Annotated in this window: 16 protein-coding genes; 9 read left to right on the top strand and 7 right to left on the bottom strand. The window is 73.3% G+C overall.

Annotated features, from left to right (window positions below; translation table 11 throughout):
- The first annotated feature begins 12 nt into the window (after positions 1–12).
- From ACLQ2W_RS21235 to ACLQ2W_RS21220, 4 genes are read left to right on the top strand one after another with little or no spacing between them, the layout of a single operon-like run.
- The gene (locus ACLQ2W_RS21235; RefSeq protein ID WP_425787926.1) at positions 13–1,656 is read left to right on the top strand and encodes an extracellular solute-binding protein; all 1,644 of its coding nucleotides are present in this window, start codon (positions 13–15) and stop codon (positions 1,654–1,656) included.
- Between the two features lie 6 nt (positions 1,657–1,662).
- The gene (locus tag ACLQ2W_RS21230; protein ID WP_425787924.1) at positions 1,663–3,207 is read left to right on the top strand and encodes a GH39 family glycosyl hydrolase; all 1,545 of its coding nucleotides are present in this window, start codon (positions 1,663–1,665) and stop codon (positions 3,205–3,207) included.
- Complete coding sequence (locus ACLQ2W_RS21225; RefSeq protein ID WP_425787922.1) at positions 3,204–3,887, top strand: hypothetical protein; 684 nt, start codon at positions 3,204–3,206, stop codon at positions 3,885–3,887. The genes ACLQ2W_RS21230 and ACLQ2W_RS21225 overlap by 4 nt, the downstream gene beginning before the upstream one ends.
- Positions 3,884–6,001 carry an alpha-glucuronidase gene (locus ACLQ2W_RS21220; protein WP_425787920.1) on the top strand — a complete coding sequence of 706 codons (2,118 nt, stop codon included), beginning with the start codon at positions 3,884–3,886 and terminating at the stop codon, positions 5,999–6,001. Before ACLQ2W_RS21225 ends, ACLQ2W_RS21220 begins: the two co-directional genes overlap by 4 nt.
- A gap of 10 nt (positions 6,002–6,011) precedes the next feature.
- Here ACLQ2W_RS21220 and manD read toward each other — a convergent pair whose 3' ends face one another.
- The 4 genes from manD to ACLQ2W_RS21200 form a co-directional block, all read right to left on the bottom strand.
- Positions 6,012–7,220, bottom strand: coding sequence for a D-mannonate dehydratase ManD (gene manD / locus ACLQ2W_RS21215; protein WP_425787918.1), 1,209 nt, complete (start codon positions 7,218–7,220; stop codon positions 6,012–6,014).
- A 57-nt stretch (positions 7,221–7,277) separates the two neighbouring features.
- Positions 7,278–9,194 (bottom strand): beta-propeller domain-containing protein, encoded by a 1,917-nt coding sequence (locus ACLQ2W_RS21210; RefSeq protein ID WP_425787916.1) that lies wholly within the window; start codon positions 9,192–9,194, stop codon positions 7,278–7,280.
- A gap of 81 nt (positions 9,195–9,275) precedes the next feature.
- Positions 9,276–9,572 carry a MoaD/ThiS family protein gene (locus ACLQ2W_RS21205; RefSeq protein WP_405089316.1) on the bottom strand — a complete coding sequence of 99 codons (297 nt, stop codon included), beginning with the start codon at positions 9,570–9,572 and terminating at the stop codon, positions 9,276–9,278.
- Positions 9,569–10,684 carry a WD40/YVTN/BNR-like repeat-containing protein gene (locus ACLQ2W_RS21200; protein ID WP_425787914.1) on the bottom strand — a complete coding sequence of 372 codons (1,116 nt, stop codon included), beginning with the start codon at positions 10,682–10,684 and terminating at the stop codon, positions 9,569–9,571. Before ACLQ2W_RS21200 ends, ACLQ2W_RS21205 begins: the two co-directional genes overlap by 4 nt.
- A gap of 163 nt (positions 10,685–10,847) precedes the next feature.
- Between ACLQ2W_RS21200 and ACLQ2W_RS21195 the strand changes: the two genes are divergently transcribed.
- Entirely contained in the window at positions 10,848–11,261 is a 414-nt protein-coding gene (locus tag ACLQ2W_RS21195) for an MmcQ/YjbR family DNA-binding protein (protein ID WP_425787912.1), read from the top strand.
- 1 nt (position 11,262) lies between these two features.
- Here the strand turns inward: ACLQ2W_RS21195 and ACLQ2W_RS21190 are convergent, their stop codons facing one another.
- Positions 11,263–11,790, bottom strand: a complete 528-nt coding sequence (locus ACLQ2W_RS21190; protein WP_425787910.1) for a GNAT family N-acetyltransferase — start codon at positions 11,788–11,790, stop codon at positions 11,263–11,265.
- A gap of 111 nt (positions 11,791–11,901) precedes the next feature.
- Here ACLQ2W_RS21190 and ACLQ2W_RS21185 point away from each other — a divergent pair, with 111 nt between their 5' ends.
- Positions 11,902–12,783 (top strand): alpha/beta hydrolase family protein, encoded by an 882-nt coding sequence (locus ACLQ2W_RS21185; RefSeq protein ID WP_425787908.1) that lies wholly within the window; start codon positions 11,902–11,904, stop codon positions 12,781–12,783.
- 63 nt (positions 12,784–12,846) lie between these two features.
- Positions 12,847–13,263 (top strand): ASCH domain-containing protein, encoded by a 417-nt coding sequence (locus ACLQ2W_RS21180; RefSeq protein WP_425787906.1) that lies wholly within the window; start codon positions 12,847–12,849, stop codon positions 13,261–13,263.
- Positions 13,264–13,342: 79 nt separating this feature from the next.
- Here ACLQ2W_RS21180 and ACLQ2W_RS21175 read toward each other — a convergent pair whose 3' ends face one another.
- The gene (locus ACLQ2W_RS21175) at positions 13,343–13,591 is read right to left on the bottom strand and encodes a hypothetical protein (protein ID WP_425787904.1); all 249 of its coding nucleotides are present in this window, start codon (positions 13,589–13,591) and stop codon (positions 13,343–13,345) included.
- A 242-nt stretch (positions 13,592–13,833) separates the two neighbouring features.
- Positions 13,834–15,267 (bottom strand): Tat pathway signal protein, encoded by a 1,434-nt coding sequence (locus ACLQ2W_RS21170; RefSeq protein WP_425787902.1) that lies wholly within the window; start codon positions 15,265–15,267, stop codon positions 13,834–13,836.
- Positions 15,268–15,358: 91 nt separating this feature from the next.
- Here ACLQ2W_RS21170 and ACLQ2W_RS21165 point away from each other — a divergent pair, with 91 nt between their 5' ends.
- Together ACLQ2W_RS21165 and ACLQ2W_RS21160 are read left to right on the top strand one after the other, a co-directional pair.
- Positions 15,359–15,508, top strand: coding sequence for a hypothetical protein (locus ACLQ2W_RS21165; RefSeq protein WP_405089308.1), 150 nt, complete (start codon positions 15,359–15,361; stop codon positions 15,506–15,508).
- The gene (locus ACLQ2W_RS21160; protein WP_425787901.1) at positions 15,505–16,650 is read left to right on the top strand and encodes a helix-turn-helix domain-containing protein; all 1,146 of its coding nucleotides are present in this window, start codon (positions 15,505–15,507) and stop codon (positions 16,648–16,650) included. Before ACLQ2W_RS21165 ends, ACLQ2W_RS21160 begins: the two co-directional genes overlap by 4 nt.
- Positions 16,651–16,683 lie beyond the last annotated feature (33 nt).

Raw genomic sequence — 16,683 nt, 5'->3', positions numbered from 1 at the left:
AAGGGAACACCCATGGTCCAGCTGTCCCGCCGCCAGGTGCTGCTCGCCACCGGCGCGGCCACCGTCGTCTCGCTCACCGGATGCGGTGACGACGGCCTTGACAAGAAGGACCTCGACCGCAACCGGACCGGCGCGATGGAGAAGTACGGCGTCGGCGACCAGTTCCGGGCCACCGAGCCGGTCACGTACTCGATCCTCTACAACAACCACCCGAACTACCCGCTCAAGCCGGAGTGGCTGTTCTGGTCGGAGCTGGCGAAGCGGACCAACGTCAAGCTCGACCCGGTCGCCGTGCCGCTCAGTGACTACGAGCAGAAGCGCAGCGTGCTCGTCTCCTCCGGGGACGCGCCGCTGATCATCCCGAAGACCTACCACCCGCAGGAGAACTCGTACGTCTCCTCCGGCGCCATCCTGCCGGTCAGCGACTACCTCGACCTGATGCCGCACTTCGCGGAGAAGCTGGAGAAGTGGAACCTCAAGCCGGAGATGGACACGCTCCGGCAGGAGGACGGCAAGTTCTACCTGCTGCCCGGCCTGCACGAGAAGCCCTGGCAGGAGTACACGCTCGCGGTCCGCACCGACATCCTGGAGCAACTGGGCATCCCGTCGCCGACCACCTGGGACGAGGTGTACACCATGCTCAAGGCGATGAAGGCGGCCCACCCGGACGTCCATCCGTTCTCCGACCGGTTCGGCAAGCCCAACCCCGCCGGCAACCTGCTGAACATGCTCGCCCTGTCGCACGGGCTGCCGGGCGCCGGCTGGAACTACCAGGCCACCGCCTGGGACGCCGGCGCCGGGAAGTACGTCTTCACCGGCGCGTCGGAGCAGTACCGGCAGGTGGTGACGTTCCTGCACAAGCTGGTCGCCGAGGGGCTGCTCGACCCGGAGACGTTCACCCAGACCGACGACCAGGCCCGCCAGAAGCTCGCCAGCGGGAAGTCCTTCGTGATCAGCACGAACGCGCAGACCCTGGTCAACGACTACCGCCCGGACATCGCGAAGATCAACCCGAACGCCCGACTGAAGAAGATCATGTTCCCGATCGGCCCGGCCGGCCCGGTCAACCCGGCGAGCCGGCTGGAGAACGGCGTGATGATCTCCAGCAAGGCCCGCGAGGGCAAGAACTTCGTGGCCATGATGCAGTTCATCGACTGGCTCTGGTATTCCGACGCCGGCCAGGAGTTCGCCAAGTGGGGTGTCGAGGGCACCACCTACACCCGGGACGCCTCGGGCCGGCGCGCCCCCACCCCCGACGTCGACATCGTCGGGCTCAACCCCAAGGGCACCAAGCACCTCCAGAAGGACTTCGGCTTCGCCAACGGCGTCTTCGCGTACGGCGGCAAGCTGGACCTGGTGCAGTCGTTCTTCTCCCCCGAGGAGATGGAGTTCCAGCGGGAGATGAACGGCCGCAAGCCGGCGCCCTGGGTGACGCCGCCGCCCGCGCCGCTGACCGACGAGGAGCGCGAGCAGACCACGCTCTGGGCGACGGCGCTGAAGGACTACGTCACCCAGAACACGCTCCGGTTCGCGCTGGGCCAGCGCCCGTTGAGCGAATGGGACGCCTACGTCACCGAACTGAAGGGCAAGAACGCGCAGGCGTACACCGATCTGGTCAACAAGGCGTACGAGCGGTACCGCAAGAACCACGGGTGACCGGCGATGCGCCGCACCGTCCCCGACCGGCCCGTCGGCCGGCTGACCGACGCCTGGCGCACCTGCGTGGGCACCGGGCGGTTCGACCTGGCGCTGCGCCGGGACCACCAGGACTCGCTGGCGCTCGTGCAGCGCGACATCGGGTTCCGGCACATCCGCGGGCACGGGCTGTTCAGTGACGGCGTCGGCGTGCACCAGCCGTACGAGTACCGGGGCGAGCGCCGGGTGCGGCACGCGTTCACGTACGTCGACCAGGTCGTCGACGCCTACCTGGAGCGGGGCGTCCGGCCCTTCGTGGAGCTGGGTTTCATGCCGTCGGCGCTCGCTTCCGGGGACCAGACCGTGTTCTGGTGGCGGGGCAACGTCACGCCGCCCCGCTCCTATCCGGAGTGGGGCGACCTGGTCCGCGCCACGGTGGCCCACCTGGTCGACAGGTACGGCCTGGCCGAGGTGCGCGGCTGGCCCATCGAGGTGTGGAACGAACCCAACCTGCCCGACTTCTGGCGGGACGCCGACCAGGCCGCCTACCACCGCCTGTACGAGGTGTCGGCGCACGCGGTCAAGGACGTCGACGCCTCGCTCCAGGTCGGCGGCCCGGCCATCTCCCCCGGCGCGGACGAGTGGCTGGCGCCGTTCGCCGAGTTCGTCGCCGCCCGCGACGTGCCCGTCGACTTCGTCAGCCGCCACGCGTACACCTCCGGCCCGGCCCGGCACGTGCCGTTCGGCACCCACCAGACCCTGGCCCCGGCGGCGGAGCTGCTGGAGCAGTTCGCCGCGCCGCGCCGCCACCTGGCCGGCACCGCGCTGGCGGACCGGCCGGTGCACATCACCGAGTTCAACTCCTCCTACCGGCCGGACAACCCGATCCACGACACCGCGTTCCACGCCGCCTATCTCGCGCCGGTGCTGGCCGGCGGCGGGGACCTGGTCGACTCGTTCTCGTACTGGACGTTCAGCGACGTGTTCGAGGAGGTGGGCGTGCCGACCGCGCCGTTGCACGGCGGTTTCGGCCTGCTCGCCCACCGGCAGCTCAAGAAACCCACCTACCACCTGTACGCGTTCATGGCGCGGCTCGGCGGCGAGGTGCTCGCCCGCGGGCCGGACCACCTGGTCACCCGGCACCCGGACGGTCGGGTCGCGGTGCTGGCCTGGGCGCCGGTCGACGTCACCGGCCGGACGCCGGCACCGGCGCGGCACACCCTGGCGCTGTCGGTCCCGCTCGGTCCGCCGGGCACCACCTCGGCGTTCCAGCTCCGCTCGTCGGTGAGCGAGGAGGCCGGCAACGTCCGGGCGGCCTGGCGGGAGATGGGCAGCCCGCGCTCGCCCCACCCCCGGCAGCTCGACGCCCTGCGGGAGGCCGCCGAGCCGGCCCGCAGCCACCGGGCCCTGCCGGTCGCCGCCGGGCGGGCCGACGTCGACCTCACGCTCGCCCGGCACGAGGTGACGCTCGTCGAGCTGACGCCGGTGGTGGACGAGACGCCGCCGTGGGACGACGGGCGGCTGTTCGACCCGACCGGTGAGCCGGCCCCGACCGGGGCGGAGCCGTGGTGAGCGGGCCCGGCCGGCGGGAGTTCGGCGACGGGCCGCTGTCGCGGGCCGCCGCGACCGTGCACATCCTGCTCGTCGTGGAGCTGCTGCTCCTGCTCACCACCGTGCCGGGGCTGGTCGCGCTGGTGCTGCTCGACCGGGACGCCAGCAACCTGCCGCTGGTCGCGGTCTGCCTGCTGCCGGTCGGGCCGGCCGTCTCCGCCGCGCTGCACGCCCTGCGTCACCAGCGCCGGGACCTGACCGACCTGCGGCCCGCCGCCGCGTTCCGGCGCGCCTACCGGGCCAACCTGCCGGGCGTGCTGCGGGTCTGGGTGCCGACGCTGGCGTGGTTGACGCTCATCGCGGTGAACCTGGCCCACCTGCCGGCCGCGGCCGTGCCGGCCTGGTGGGCGGTGCCGCTGGCGCTGGTCGGGGCGGGCGTCGCGCTGGTCGGGACCAACGCCCTGGTGATCGTCTCGCTGTTCGCGTTCCGCACCCGCGACGTGGTCCGGCTGGCCGGGTACTTCCTGGTCCGCACGCCCGGCGTCACGGTCGGCAACATCGTCCTGCTGGGCGCCGCCGCCGGCGTCACCGCCGTCTTCTCCGAGGCGGTGCTCGCGCTCCTGGGCGCGGTCGGCGTGCTGGCGCTGCTCCGGATCGGCGACCCGATGATCGACGTGATCCGTAGGGAGTTCACCGCATGAGTACCGCTGCCACGGACGACCCGGCGAGCGGCGCGGAGCCGCGGCCGGTGGACACCACCACCTGGCACGCCGCCTGGCTGCCGCCGGAGGCGTTCCGGGCGCTCGGCACCCGGGGCGTCCTGGTGCACGGTTCCGGCCCGCTGGTGGACACCGTGCTGGACGAGGTGACGCGGGCCTGCGCCCGGTACGGCGGCCGGGTGTGGCGCTCCCCGTCCTGGGACGTCGACGCCGACCTGGTGCTCGCGCTGCGCGACGCCGGTCCGCTGGCGAACGCGACCGCGGAGGCGGTCCGCCTCGCCGCCACGCCGGCGGTGAACGGCCGGGGCGACGGCGCGCTCGGTGACGAGGGGTTCCTGACCGCCCGGTCGGCGGGCGTGACGGTGGTGCTGGCCGACGCGCCGGCCGGCCTGCTGTACGGGCTGTTCCACGTGGTCCGGCTGGGCGCGGCGGCGTTCGACGTCGACCGGCCGGCGCGGCGGAACGTCCCGGCGCTGTCCCGCCGGATGCTCGACCACTGGGACAACGTGGCCGTGCACCCGGTGTCGGGTCAGGTCGAGCGCGGCTACGCCGGCGGCTCGATCTTCTGGCGCGACGGCGCGGCGCGGCGGGACACGGCCCGGATCCGGGACTACGGGCGGCTGCTCGCCGCCGCCGGGATCAACGCGATCGCGGTGAACAACGTCAACGTGCACGACACCGAGGCGCGGCTGCTGACCGACCGGCTGGGCGACGTGGCGGAGATCGCGGACGTGCTGCGCCCGTACGGCGTGCGGGTGCACCTGGCGGTCACGTTCGCCGCCCCGGTGGTGCTCGGCGGCCTGCCCACCGCCGACCCCCACGACGACCGGGTGCGGGCCTGGTGGGCCGCCGCCGCCGAGCGGGTGTACGCGCGCATCCCGGACTTCGGCGGCTTCCTGGTGAAGGCCGACTCGGAGGGCCGGCCCGGCCCGTTCACCTACGGGCGCGACCACGCCGACGGGGCGAACCTGCTGGCCGCCGCGCTCGCGCCGCACGGCGGCGTGGTGCACTGGCGGGCGTTCGTCTACGACCACCACCAGGACTGGCGGGACCGGTCGACGGACCGGGCCCGGGCCGCGTACGACCACTTCACCCCGCTGGACGGGCGCTTCGCCGACAACGTGATCGTCCAGGTGAAGTTCGGCCCGGTGGACTTCCAGGTCCGCGAGCCGGTGTCGCCGCTGCTGCTGGCCATGCCGGCCACCCGGATGGCGGTCGAGGTGCAGGTGACGCAGGAGTACACCGGCCAGCAGCGGCACGTCTGCTGGCTCGGCCCCTGCTGGAGCGAGGTGCTGCGGTTCGCGCCCCGGGGCGACGCCGGCACGGTCGCCGACGTGGTGGCCGGCGCGCGCGGTGGCGGCCTGGCCGCGGTGGCCAGCACCGGGGACGACCCGTTCTGGACCGGACATCCGCTGGCCCAGGCCAACCTGTACGCCGTGGGACGGCTCGCCTGGGACCCCCGCCTGGCGCCCGACGCGGTGCTCGACGAGTGGATCGGGTTGACGTGGCCGCCGGCCACGACGCCCGACCCGGACCTGCTGCGGCGGACGCTGCACGAGATCATGGACGACTCCTGGCGCGGCTACGAGCGGTACACCGCGCCGCTGGGCGTCGGTTTCATGGTGCGGCCCGGGCACCACTACGGGCCCGACGTGGACGGCTACGAGTACACCGCCTGGGGCACCTACCACTTCGCCGACCGGGACGGTGTCGGGGTGGACCGCACCCGGGCGACCGGGACCGGGTTCACCGGCCAGTACCCGGAACCCTGGTCGGAGGTGTACGAGTCACGCGAGCGGTGCCCGGACGAGCTGCTGCTCTTCTTCCACCACGTCCCCTACGACCACGTGCTGCACAGCGGCCGTACGGTGATCCAGCACATCTACGACACGCACTTCGCCGGCGTCGAGCAGGTGGAGGCGATGCGCGAGCGGTGGCGCCGGCTCGCCGGCCTGATCGAACCGGCGGTGTACGAACGGGTGGCCGAGCGCCTCGACGAGCAGGTCCGCAGCGCCATCCAGTGGCGGGACCAGATCAACACCTACTTCTTCCGCAAGTCCGGGGTGCCGGACGCGTACGGTCGCCGCATCTGGTGAGCCGGCGCGGTCACCACGGGTGCACCGTGCCGTCGGTCAGCCGGTTCACCGGCAGGTAGGCCGGCGCGTACGGGAACCGGGCCGCCGCCGCCTCGTCGATGTCCACCCCGAGGCCGGGCGTCTCGGCGGGGTGCAGGTAGCCGTCGGCGAAGTGGTAGCCGTGCGGGAAGACCTCGTCGGTCGCCTCGGTGTGCCGCATGTACTCCTGGAGGCCGAAGTTCGGGATGGCGAGGTCGAGGTGGAGCGCGGCGGCCATGCAGACGGGCGACAGGTCGGTGGCCCCGTGCGAGCCGCTGCGGACGTGGTGCAGCGCCGCGAGGTCGAAGATGCGCCGCAGGTGGGTGAGCCCGCCGGCGTGCACCACCGTGGCGCGGACGTAGTCGATGAGCTGTTCCCGGATGAGCTGGGCGGCGTCCCAGATGCTGTTGAAGACCTCACCGACGGCGATCGGGGTGGTGGTGTGCTGGCGGATGAGCCGGAAGCCCTCCGGCAGGTCGGCCGGGACCGGATCCTCCATCCAGGTCAGCGCATACGGCTCCAGGCTGCGGCCGAGCCGGGCCGCCTCGATCGGGGTGAGCCGGTGGTGCACGTCGTGCAGCAGCCGCAGGGTGGGGCCGAACTCGTCACGGACCCGGGCGAACACGCCCGGCGCGTGGGCGAGGTACGCCTCGGTCGACCAGGTGGTCTCGCTGGGCAGCGCGGCGTCGGCCGGCTCGTAGAACATCTTGTCGGAGCTGACGCCGTAGGTGCGGGGCAGGCCGGGCACACCGCACTGCACGCGTACCGCGCGGTAGCCGAGGTCGACGTAGCGGGCCACCTCGGTCAGCACCTCGTCGACGCTCTCGCCGTTGGCGTGGCCGTAGACGGTGACGCCGTCGCGGGACCGGCCGCCGAGCAACTGGTAGACCGGCAGCCCGGCGACCTTGCCCTTGATGTCCCAGAGCGCGGTGTCCACCGCCGCGATCGCGCTCATCGTGACCGGCCCGCGTCGCCAGTACGCGCCCTGGTAGAGGTACTGCCAGGTGTCCTCGATGCGGGCCGGGTCGCGGCCGATCAGCAGCGGCACCACGTGGTCACGCAGGTAGGACGCGACGGCCAGCTCCCGACCGTTGAGGGTAGCGTCGCCGACCCCGGTGACGCCCTCGTCGGTCACCACCTTGAGGGTGACGAAGTTGCGGCCGGGGCAGGTCAGGATGACCCGAGCATCGACGATCCTCATCATCAGGACATTAACAGACATCCATGGTCGCGGCGGGCCGCCGGTCCGCCGGCCGGGTCAGGTCGTCGGCACCCAGGCCACCGTCCGCATGGTGGTCGGGGCGGTCGCCTTCAGGCCGGTGTCGGAGACGGTCCAGAGCACCCCGTCGACCACCAGCGACCGGCGGACCGGCGTCCACTCCGCACCGTCGCCCAGCGACGGCGGATGGTCGATCGTGCCGGCCACCGTGAACCCGTCGTCGCCGACCCGCAGCGCCAGCATCCCGGTGGCCGGCGCGGCCCGGCGGGCCTCCCCGCCGGCCCGGTCGGTGACCACGCCCGGCCGGTTCACCGGCAGCACCACCAGGCGCTCCGGCGCCCAGTAGAGGAACGCGTGCGGGTCGGCCTCCGCGTCGGACCAGCCCTGCGCGACGTGGTGCCGGGCGAGCCGGGTCGGCCGGGCCGGGTCGGCGACGTCGAACAGCGACACCTGGGTGCCCAGGACCTGCCCCCGGTCGGTCGCCTCCTGCCCGACCCCGAGCAACCGGCCGTCCCCGGCCGGATGCAGGTACGACGAGTACCCGTTGATCTTCAGCTCGCCGGTCACCCGGGGCGCGGCCGGGTTCCGCAGGTCCACCGCGTACAGCGGGTCGGTCTGCCGGAACGTCACCGCGTAACCGGTGGGGCCGAGGAACCGCACCGCGAAGATCCGCTCGCCCCGACCCAGCCCGGTGACCTGGCCGACCCGGGTGAGCGTCGGGCTGTCCGTCCGCAGCACGTAGACGCCGGAGGTGGAACGATCCCCGCGGCCCCACCGGTCCCCGGTGGTGGTGGCCACCCGCAGGTGGCCGTTCCACTCGGACAACGCGTACTGGTTGATCAGCCAGCCCGGCACCGAGCCGGACGCGACGTGACGCGGGGTGCGCCCCGTCAGATCGAACTGGTAGATCTCGGTGCCGCCGTCCGCCCCGCCCGGCGACGCCGCCGACCACCGCCGGCGCTGGTCGTTGGTGAGATAGAGCCGAGGACCGCTGCTGTAGACCGTGTCGCCGTCGGCCGCGACGGTCACCGGGTCACCGGTGCCGAGCGTGGACGCGCCGAGATCGAAGCTGAGCACGGTCACCATCGCGGTGCCGGAGAAGCCGGCCGGCCGGCTCACCCGGTCGCAGTCCACCCGCCCGGTGGCGGTGCGGCCACCCTCGCGGACCTCGTACCGGGGCAGCCAGTCGTCGATCGTGGCCCGGTCGACGACGGCGCGGTTGGCGGCCGTGCGCTGCGCGTCGCTGCCCCGGCCCGGCGCGGGGAACGCCAGCCGGGGCGTGGAGCGGACCACCACCCGGGCGCTCGCCCCGACCTGCCGCGCGTCGACCATGCTGCCGTCGATCCGGTAGTCACCGAGGATCCGCGGCGCCCCGGCGAGGTCGACCAGGACCAGCCGGGACTGCGGCCCGTCCGGGCCGAGCCGCCCCTTCGGCGCGGCGGACTTGACCACCCACCGGGCCGGGAGCAGCACCAGCGCCCGGTCGCCGTGCAGCAGCAGACTGATGTCACCCCCGCCGAACCGCTCCCCCACCGTCGGTTCGATCGCCAGCCGGCCGGTCAGCCGGCGGCTCACCGGATCCACCACGGACAGCACGCCCCGGGTCACCGTGACGATCCGCCGGCCGTCGGTCTTGACCAGGTCCGGCTCGTCCACGCCGGCCTCGTGCAAGGTGGTGCCGGAGAAGCCGGCCGTGGGCGCGCTCGCCGCGTCCTTCGCGGCGGCCGGTCCGTCGACCCGCTCGGCGGCGGGAAGCGGCACGACGTCCCCGTCCGGTCCGACGCCCCACGGCCCGACCACCGCCCGCGCCGCGGCCCGGAGCTGCCGCAACGCCTGCTCGCAGGAGTCGAACGCGACCAACCGCAGCCCGCCGGCCGACCCGCCCCGGTCCCGGGGCGGCGGCGCGGCCGACGGTGCGGCGGTGCAGCCGGCGAGGGTCAGCGCGACGACCGTCATCCAGCCGACGGTTCGGGATCTGCCACCAGTCATGGACCCTCAGACGTGGCCGCCCCGGACCCGGTTCCCGGACGCGGCGACTCAGCCCCCGGCCATCGCGCCGAGCACGATGAACGGCTCCTTGCCGACGACCACCTCCTCGGGCAGCGGCGCGTCCGGCGGCTCGTGGGACAGGTCCCGTTCGCAGGCGTAGAAGCGGACGAACGGGCGGCGCGCGCCGCTGTGCCGGTCGCGGATCGTGCCCCGCAGCATCGGGTACGCGGCCTCCAGCGCGTCGAGCACCTCGCGCTGCGTGGGCGGGCCGGCCACCTCGACGCGCACCTCGCCGCTGACGTGCGCCAGGTTCTTCAGGTGGGCCGGCAGCACGACCCGGATCACGGCAGCACCTGCACCTCGACGGAGAGCACCGGCGGCAGGTCGCGCACGATCGGCGCCCAACTGTCGCCGGCGTCCGCCGAGTGGTAGACCTGCCCGCCGGAGGTGCCGAAGTAGATCCCGCACTCGTCGAGCGTGTCGACCGCCATCGCGTCCCGCAGCACGTTGACGTAGCAGTGCGACTGCGGCAGGCCCTCGGTCAGCGGCTCCCAGTGCTCGCCGCCGGTGCGGCTGCGGTAGACCCGAAGCCGGCCGTCCGGCGGGTAGTGCAGCGAGTCGCTGGTGATCGGCACCACGTAGATCGTCTCGGGCTCGTGCGCGTGCACCGCGATCGGGAAGCCGAAATCCGACGGCAGGTTGCCGCTGATCTCGCGCCAGCTCCCACCGGCGTCGTCGGTGCGCATCACGTCCCAGTGCTTCTGCATGAACAGGGTGTCGGGCCGGGACGGATGCTGGGCCAGCCGGTGCACGCAGTGGCCGGTCTCCGAATCCTGGTCGGGGATCTCCGCCGACCGCAGCCCCTTGTTGATCGGCAGCCAGCTCGCGCCGCCGTCGTCGCTGCGGAACGCCCCCGCCGCCGAGATCGCCACGTAGATCCGGTCCCGGTGGACCGGGTCCAGGATGATCGTGTGCAGGCACATCCCGCCCGCGCCGGGCTGCCAGCCGGGACCGCTCGGGTGCTGGCGCAGCGCGGTCAGCTCGGTCCACTTCTCGCCGCCGTCGGTGGAGACGTAGAGCGCGGCGTCCTCCGCGCCCGCGTACACCGTGTCGGGGTCGTGACGGGACGGTTCGAGATGCCAGATCCGCTTGAACTCCCACGGCCTGGGCGTGCCGTCATACCAGAGGTGCTCGCCGACGTCCCCGGCGTAGGCGAAGTCGTTGCCGACCGGGGCCCAGCTCCGGCCGCCGTCGTCCGAGCGCTGGATGAGCTGCCCGAACCAGCCGCCGGACTGGGACGCGTAGAGCCGGTCCGGAGCGACCGGGGAGCCGGTCAGATGGTAGATCTCCCAGCCGCCGAAGTGCGGGCCGTCGACCGTCCAGTCGCGGCGCCGCTCGTCCGACGTCAGCAGGAACGCGCCCTTGCGCGTGCCGACAAGCACTCGAACTATGCTCATATCCTCATCCTTTGTCCGCAGGTGCAGCAGCTATGACCACGGATCGCGTCGAGACTCATCGGTGTTCTACTCCCCGCCTACGACAATCGACGGCCCCACCGGCGGCGGCAAGGACGCCGCGCCGGCCGTCCGGGTTGTCGGTGGGGGTGGTTAACCTGCGCGCGTGACCGCCCCCGGAGACGTCCCACCCGACCACCTCGACCGCCTGCGACCGGTCTGCCTCGGTTTGCCGGAGACCCACGAGGAGCCCGCCTGGGTGGGCCTGCGCTGGCGGATCCGCACCCGCACGTTCGCCCACGCGTACACCGTCGGCCCCGACCACCCGGCCGCCGTCGCGCGGGCCACCGCGACCGAGGAGCCGCTCTGCGTGCTGACGTTCCGGGCGCCCGGCGACGAGATCGCCGGGCTGCTCGCCGCCGGTCCGCCGTTCTTCGCGCCGGGCTGGGGCGCCGACGTGGTCGGGATGACGCTCGACGACACGACGGACTGGACCGAGGTCGCCGAGCTGCTCACCGAGAGCTACTGCCTACGGGCGCCGAGGAAGCTGGCCGCCCGCGTGGACCGGCCGCCGGGCTGAGTCAGCCGAGCTTCTTGCGCAGCGTCTCGAACGCCAGGTCCGGGCGACGCGGCACACCGAAGCGCTCGTCGCCGTAGGGGAACGGGCTCAACTCGCCGCTACGGGTGTAGCCGCGCCGCTCGTACCAGGCGATCAGGTCGTCGCGCTGCACGATCACGGTCATCCGCAGCTCACCGGCGTGCCAGCGCTCCCGGGCGTACCGCTCGGCCTCGGCCAGCAGCTCCCGACCCAACCCGCCGCCCTGGTGACCGGGCGCGACCGCGAACATGCCGAAGTACGCGTGGTCGTCCCGGCGCTCCAGCTGGCAGCAGGCGACCGGCGCGCCGTCCCGCTCCGCCAGCAGCACCACGCCGGCCGGGCCGGTCACCGCGGCGGCCACCATCTCCGGGTCGGTGCGCTGGCCGTCGAGCAGGTCCGCCTCGTGGGTCCACCCGGCCCGGGCCCGGTCTCCCCGGTAGGCCGACTCGATCAGGTCGACCAGGGCGGGCACGTCGGCGGGTCCTGCGGTACGGGTCGTGGTGCTGGTCATCGTGCTCTCCACGGTCGGCGCGGCGTACCCCGCCAGCGTACGCAGGCGGATGCGCGACGCACCCGGCGGCACGGGACGGCCGGCACCGGCGCGGCGTGGTTGACTGCCGGCGTGGAGACGACCATCGGCGCGTCGGGCCGGCCGGCGACGCTCGACCTGCCGGCCGGCCCGGTCCGGGGCGGGTTGGTGGTGCTGCACGGCTCGCACGCCGACCAGCGGTCCCACTTCCTCTACCGGCACCTCGCCCGGCTGCTGCCGCCGGCCGGCGTCGCGGTGCTGCGGTACGACCGCCGCCCCCGCGTCGACGGCCGCGACGTGCCGCTCGCCGACCAGGCCGAGGACGCCGCCGCCGCGGTGACCGTGCTGCGCCGGCACGTCGGCCCCGCGCCGGTCGGGCTGTGGGGCTTCAGCCAGGGGGCCTGGGCGGCGGGGGTCACCGCCGCCGCGCACCCCGTCGACCTCCTGATCCTGGTCTCGTGCAGCGGGGTCAGCCCGGCCGTGCAGATGCGCTACGGCACCGCCGAGCAGCTACGCCGGCACGGCTACGGGCCGGCCGACGTGGCCGAGCTGACCCGGTTGCGCGAGGTCGCCGAGGGGTTCCAACGCGGCGACGTGCCGCGCCCGACCGCGCAGGCGGCGCTGACGGCCGCGCTGTCGCGGCCCTGGTTCCCGCTGGCGTTCCTCCCCCGCGAACTGTCCGAGCGGCCGGGCACCTGGACCGACATGGATTTCGACCCGGCACCGGTGTTCGCCCGGCTGACCGGCCCGGTGCTGCTCTGCTACGGCGAGACCGACGGGTGGGTGCCGATCGAGGAGAGCATCGCGGTGTGGCGACGGGCGGCCCGCGACGCCGACCTGACCGTGACCCGGCTGCCCGGTTGCGACCACGCGCCCACCCTCGACGGGCGCGACGAGCTGGCCGCCGTCAGCCCGCGCTACGAGGCCGCGCTGCTCGACTGGCTCGACCGGCGGCTCCCGGCCGACCCGACCTGACCCCGTCGGGCCTGCGCCGAAACCGCGTCGCCGCCGACCCGCGGCGCGGCTACGCTGCGGGCCATGACCGCCGAGCTGCCCCCGTACGAGTTCGCCTTCCCCGGCCCGCTGCGTGACCAACTGGTCGCCGCCGTGCTGAACGGCACCAAGACCAGCACCACCGGGCTGCTCCAGGACAACGAGATCGAGGGCGAGCCGCTGCCGACCGTCGGCAGTCGGTTCGCGGTGATCGACTCCGCCGGCCGGCCGGTGGCCGTGATCGAGCTGGTCGAGGTCCGCGTCGCCCGGATCGGCGACGTGGACCTCGACCACGCGCGGGACGAGGGCGAGGGCTACACGTCGGTCGCCGCCTGGCGCGCCGGCCACGAGGACTACTGGCACGGCGACGACTACCGGGGGTGGCTCGGCGACCCCACGTTCACGATCGACGACGACACGCCCGCCGTGCTGGAGCGCTTCCGCCTCGTCGAGACGCTGTGACGACGCGCGATTCGCTCCGGGTGCGGTCGTCGTCGCGCTGAGCCCGCTCCGGGTGCAGTTGTCGTCGCGCCGGCGCCGCTCAGTCGAGCCACCACGCCTGCATGTCCGCCCCGACCGGCGTGAAGCGCAGCACGGTCAGCACGACGCCGGCCACCACGCCGGCCAGCAGCAGCGCCCGCAGCCCGCGCGGCAGCGACCGCCGGTCCCGGGCCAGCAGCACCACGCCGTAGCCGGCCAACAGCGGGCTGGCCAACCCGGCGAGATAGCGCAACGCGGTGAGGCCGTAGAGCCACATGAACGGGTTCCAACCGTGCATGCCGAACGGCACCAGATCCTTCGGGTCGTACGCGCCGGTGCAGCTCGGCCGGGCCCGCGTCGGCCGACCCCATCCGGCCCAGCCAGAGCGCGGCGAGGAACGCGACCACCAGCGCCACCTGCGCCGTCGCGACGGTGCGCGCCAGCGGGGGACGGCCGGTTCGGGCATCGACGGACATGGGTGCATTTAACCGGTGGCCCTCGGATGTCAGGGGCATCGACCCGGTGCAGGCTGCCTCGCGGCAGCGCCGTACGTCAGTGGGCGGGGGCCTCGGCGCGGAGGAACGCGGCAGCCCGCTGATCGAGCTTCCTCGCGTACGCGGGAAGGCGGGGCCCGAAGCTGCTGAGGCGGGTTCGGATGTTCGTCACGGCGGTGCGGGCTCGACCGGATCGGACGCCGGTCACCGCGTCCAGGGTGTGCTGCCAGTTCTCGGTCGCCTCCCGTAGCCGACCCCGGGCGCACTGCACGTCGGCGAGGTTGGCCAGGGTGAGTGCGTGGGTGCGCCGGTACGCCGTGGTGTTCCGGGTGGCGATCGACCGGCTCAGTTGGGCTTCGGCCGCCGGGAGATCGCCGAGATCCCGGAGGGCCTGGCCGGCCTGGCTGGCGAGGGATGTCTCGGTGAATCCGCTGGTCCTGATCCATGCCGGCTCGTCGTCGGGTGAGGCGGCCGCGAGCGATGCCTCGGCTGCGGTGATCGCCGCTGACGTGCGGACCTTGTCGCCCGTCGCGCCGTGCCCTCGCGCGGTGAGGATCGTGAAGAGCGCCGTTGCCGCCGGCGTTGCCCGGCCCTTCGACCATTCCAGGGACGAGGTGGCCAGTTGCAGGGCTTCCTGTGCGTGGCCGAGGTCGACGGCCTGATGTGCCATCGCCCGCAGGGTGAAACTGGCGAGCGCCCGATCGTCCGCCTCATTCGCCAGGCGCAGCGACTGCACGTAGTAGCGCTGGGCGAGCCCGTGAAGTGACGTGTCGAAAGCCTTCCAGCCGGCCAGGTAGGTCAACTCGGCAGCAGCGCTGAACATGGCCCGACGGTCGCCGTCGGAGGAGAAGCCACCGCGGAGATAGTCAGCCACGTCGGAAAGGAGGTATTGCACCACGGCGAGGCGCGCATGCCCTCCCCCGAACCGCTCGTCCGCCGTGCTGAACACGGTCAGCATGTCCCGTACGGCGTCGATCTCACCGCGACCCACGGCGATGCCTCCGCCCTGCGCCCGTCGCCCACGGTCCGCGATCTCCTGCCAGGAGTCGAGGGGGACGGCCAACGCCGCCAATGAGTAGAGCGCGGTGCGCCCGAACGCTCGTCGCTCCACGTCGGCCCTCCCGACCGTGAGAAGATCGATGACCGGCGCATGTCCGCGCCAGTCCAGGCCGCCCACCTCGGACTCAAGGCTACCGCTCTTGAGCAGTTCGAGACAGGTTGGCCGGACCACTCGACCGAGCCGGCGGGAGATCGCCTCGGCTAGATATCGGGCACTGCCGGCACTGGGCTTCACGCCGGCAACCCAGTGCCCGACGTGGGATCGGTCGCAGGAGAACAGAGGCTGACCGTCCTCACGGGCGACGGCACGCACCGCAGCGGCGCAGGCGTCGTAGGACCACTCGCACTCCCTGATCGCCGCTCGCAGTTTCTCGTTGGGCTGCTTCGGTGACCGCGCCATTCGCTGGCCTCCCACCATGTCGGTGTTCCACACGTTCCACATGCCCGGTGGCCGGTCGGGCTACCGACCATCAGCGCAGCCCGTTCACTGTAGGTGGAACCTACGACACAGAAGGTGAGCGCAGATGGTCTCCGTGGTCGTGTCGGTCGTGTTCGGTGGGCTGGTGCCCGGGTTCCTGCTCGGGCTGCTCGCCTTCCGGGTGAAGTCCCGATGGTGCCCGCGCTGCGGAGCGTCCACCCTGGCTGGTCACCCGCCGGCGGAGCGCGACCGGTGACCGGCCGGCGGCTGCTCGACACCGACGAGATGCCGATCGGACGCCGCGTGGCCCGCTGGCGGGTCCGCCGCCGGATGACCCAACAGATGCTCGCCGACCGGCTCGGCAAGTCGAAGAGCTGGGTCGACAAGGTCGAACGCGGCGTACGCGCGCTGGACCGCTACTCGGTGATCCAGGAGATCGCCGAGGTGCTCCGCCTGGACCCGGCGGTCCTGCTCGGCCCCCACCGGCCACCGTCGGCGGCGGAAACCCGGCTGGACGGGGTCGAGGCGGTGCGCGCCGCCCTCGCCCGCTATCACCGCCGTCCCCCCACGCCGGTGCCGGCGGACCAGGTCGAACCGCACGTCGCCCATGCCTGGCTCACCTACCAGCATGCCCACTACGCCCAACTGCTGCGCGTCCTGCCCTCCCTGCTCGACGCCACCCACGGCCACCGCGACCTGCTGGTACCCGCCTACCGGATCACCGCTTCGGTGCTGGTCAAGCTCGGCGAACCGGACCTCGCCTGGCTCGCCGCGGACCGCGCCGTCACCGCCGCCGGCAACCCCACCCACGCCGCCACCGCCACCATCGCCGTCACCCAGGCACTGCGCGCGCTGGGTCGGCACCGCCTCGCGCTCACCGCCGCCCGTGCCGCCGCCGACACCACGACCCACGATGCGGTACGCGGAACGCTGCTGCTTCAGGCCGGCCTCGCCGCCGCCGGCTGCGGCGACCGCCGGCACGCCGACGACCTGACCGACCGCGCCGCCGCACTCGCCGACCGCTGCGCCACCGACGAAGACCCGCACCACACCGCGTTCAATCCCACCACCGTGCTGCTGGCCCGCTTCCTGACCGCCCTCGAAATCGGCGATAGCACCGAAGCGGTGGCTCGGCACGAGAGCGCGATCCGTGCCGGCGGATGGTCTCGGCTGCCGGTCGAGCATCGCGCCGCCCACCTCGTCGACGCCGCGCGCGCCCACCTCTGCACCGGCGATCTCACCGCTGCCGCCCGGGTGCTGGTCGAAGCCGACCGGATCGCTCCCGCCGAGGTCCGTTGCCGGCCGGTCGCGCGTACCCTCGTCGCCGAGATAGCCCGGTGCGACCCGGCGGCGGCCGACGTCGCCCGGATCGCGGCCATGATCGGTCTCACCCGCTGACCCGGACCGGGTGGAATTGAGGGGCGAATTCAG

It is taken from the genome of Micromonospora sp. DT227, from assembly GCF_049841835.1.
In the GTDB taxonomy this organism is placed as follows: domain Bacteria; phylum Actinomycetota; class Actinomycetes; order Mycobacteriales; family Micromonosporaceae; genus Micromonospora.
This window is presented reverse-complemented; position numbering and strand designations above follow the sequence as displayed.

Coding starts and splice junctions, on each gene's coding strand:
- ACLQ2W_RS21210 (WP_425787916.1), bottom strand. CDS start 9,194: ATGACGGTCGTCGCGCTGACCCTCGCCGGCTGCACCGCCGCACCGTCG.
- ACLQ2W_RS21235 (WP_425787926.1), top strand. CDS start 13: ATGGTCCAGCTGTCCCGCCGCCAGGTGCTGCTCGCCACCGGCGCGGCC.
- ACLQ2W_RS21230 (WP_425787924.1), top strand. CDS start 1,663: ATGCGCCGCACCGTCCCCGACCGGCCCGTCGGCCGGCTGACCGACGCC.
- manD (WP_425787918.1), bottom strand. CDS start 7,220: ATGAGGATCGTCGATGCTCGGGTCATCCTGACCTGCCCCGGCCGCAAC.
- ACLQ2W_RS21220 (WP_425787920.1), top strand. CDS start 3,884: ATGAGTACCGCTGCCACGGACGACCCGGCGAGCGGCGCGGAGCCGCGG.
- ACLQ2W_RS21180 (WP_425787906.1), top strand. CDS start 12,847: ATGACCGCCGAGCTGCCCCCGTACGAGTTCGCCTTCCCCGGCCCGCTG.
- ACLQ2W_RS21165 (WP_405089308.1), top strand. CDS start 15,359: ATGGTCTCCGTGGTCGTGTCGGTCGTGTTCGGTGGGCTGGTGCCCGGG.
- ACLQ2W_RS21190 (WP_425787910.1), bottom strand. CDS start 11,790: ATGACCAGCACCACGACCCGTACCGCAGGACCCGCCGACGTGCCCGCC.
- ACLQ2W_RS21200 (WP_425787914.1), bottom strand. CDS start 10,684: ATGAGCATAGTTCGAGTGCTTGTCGGCACGCGCAAGGGCGCGTTCCTG.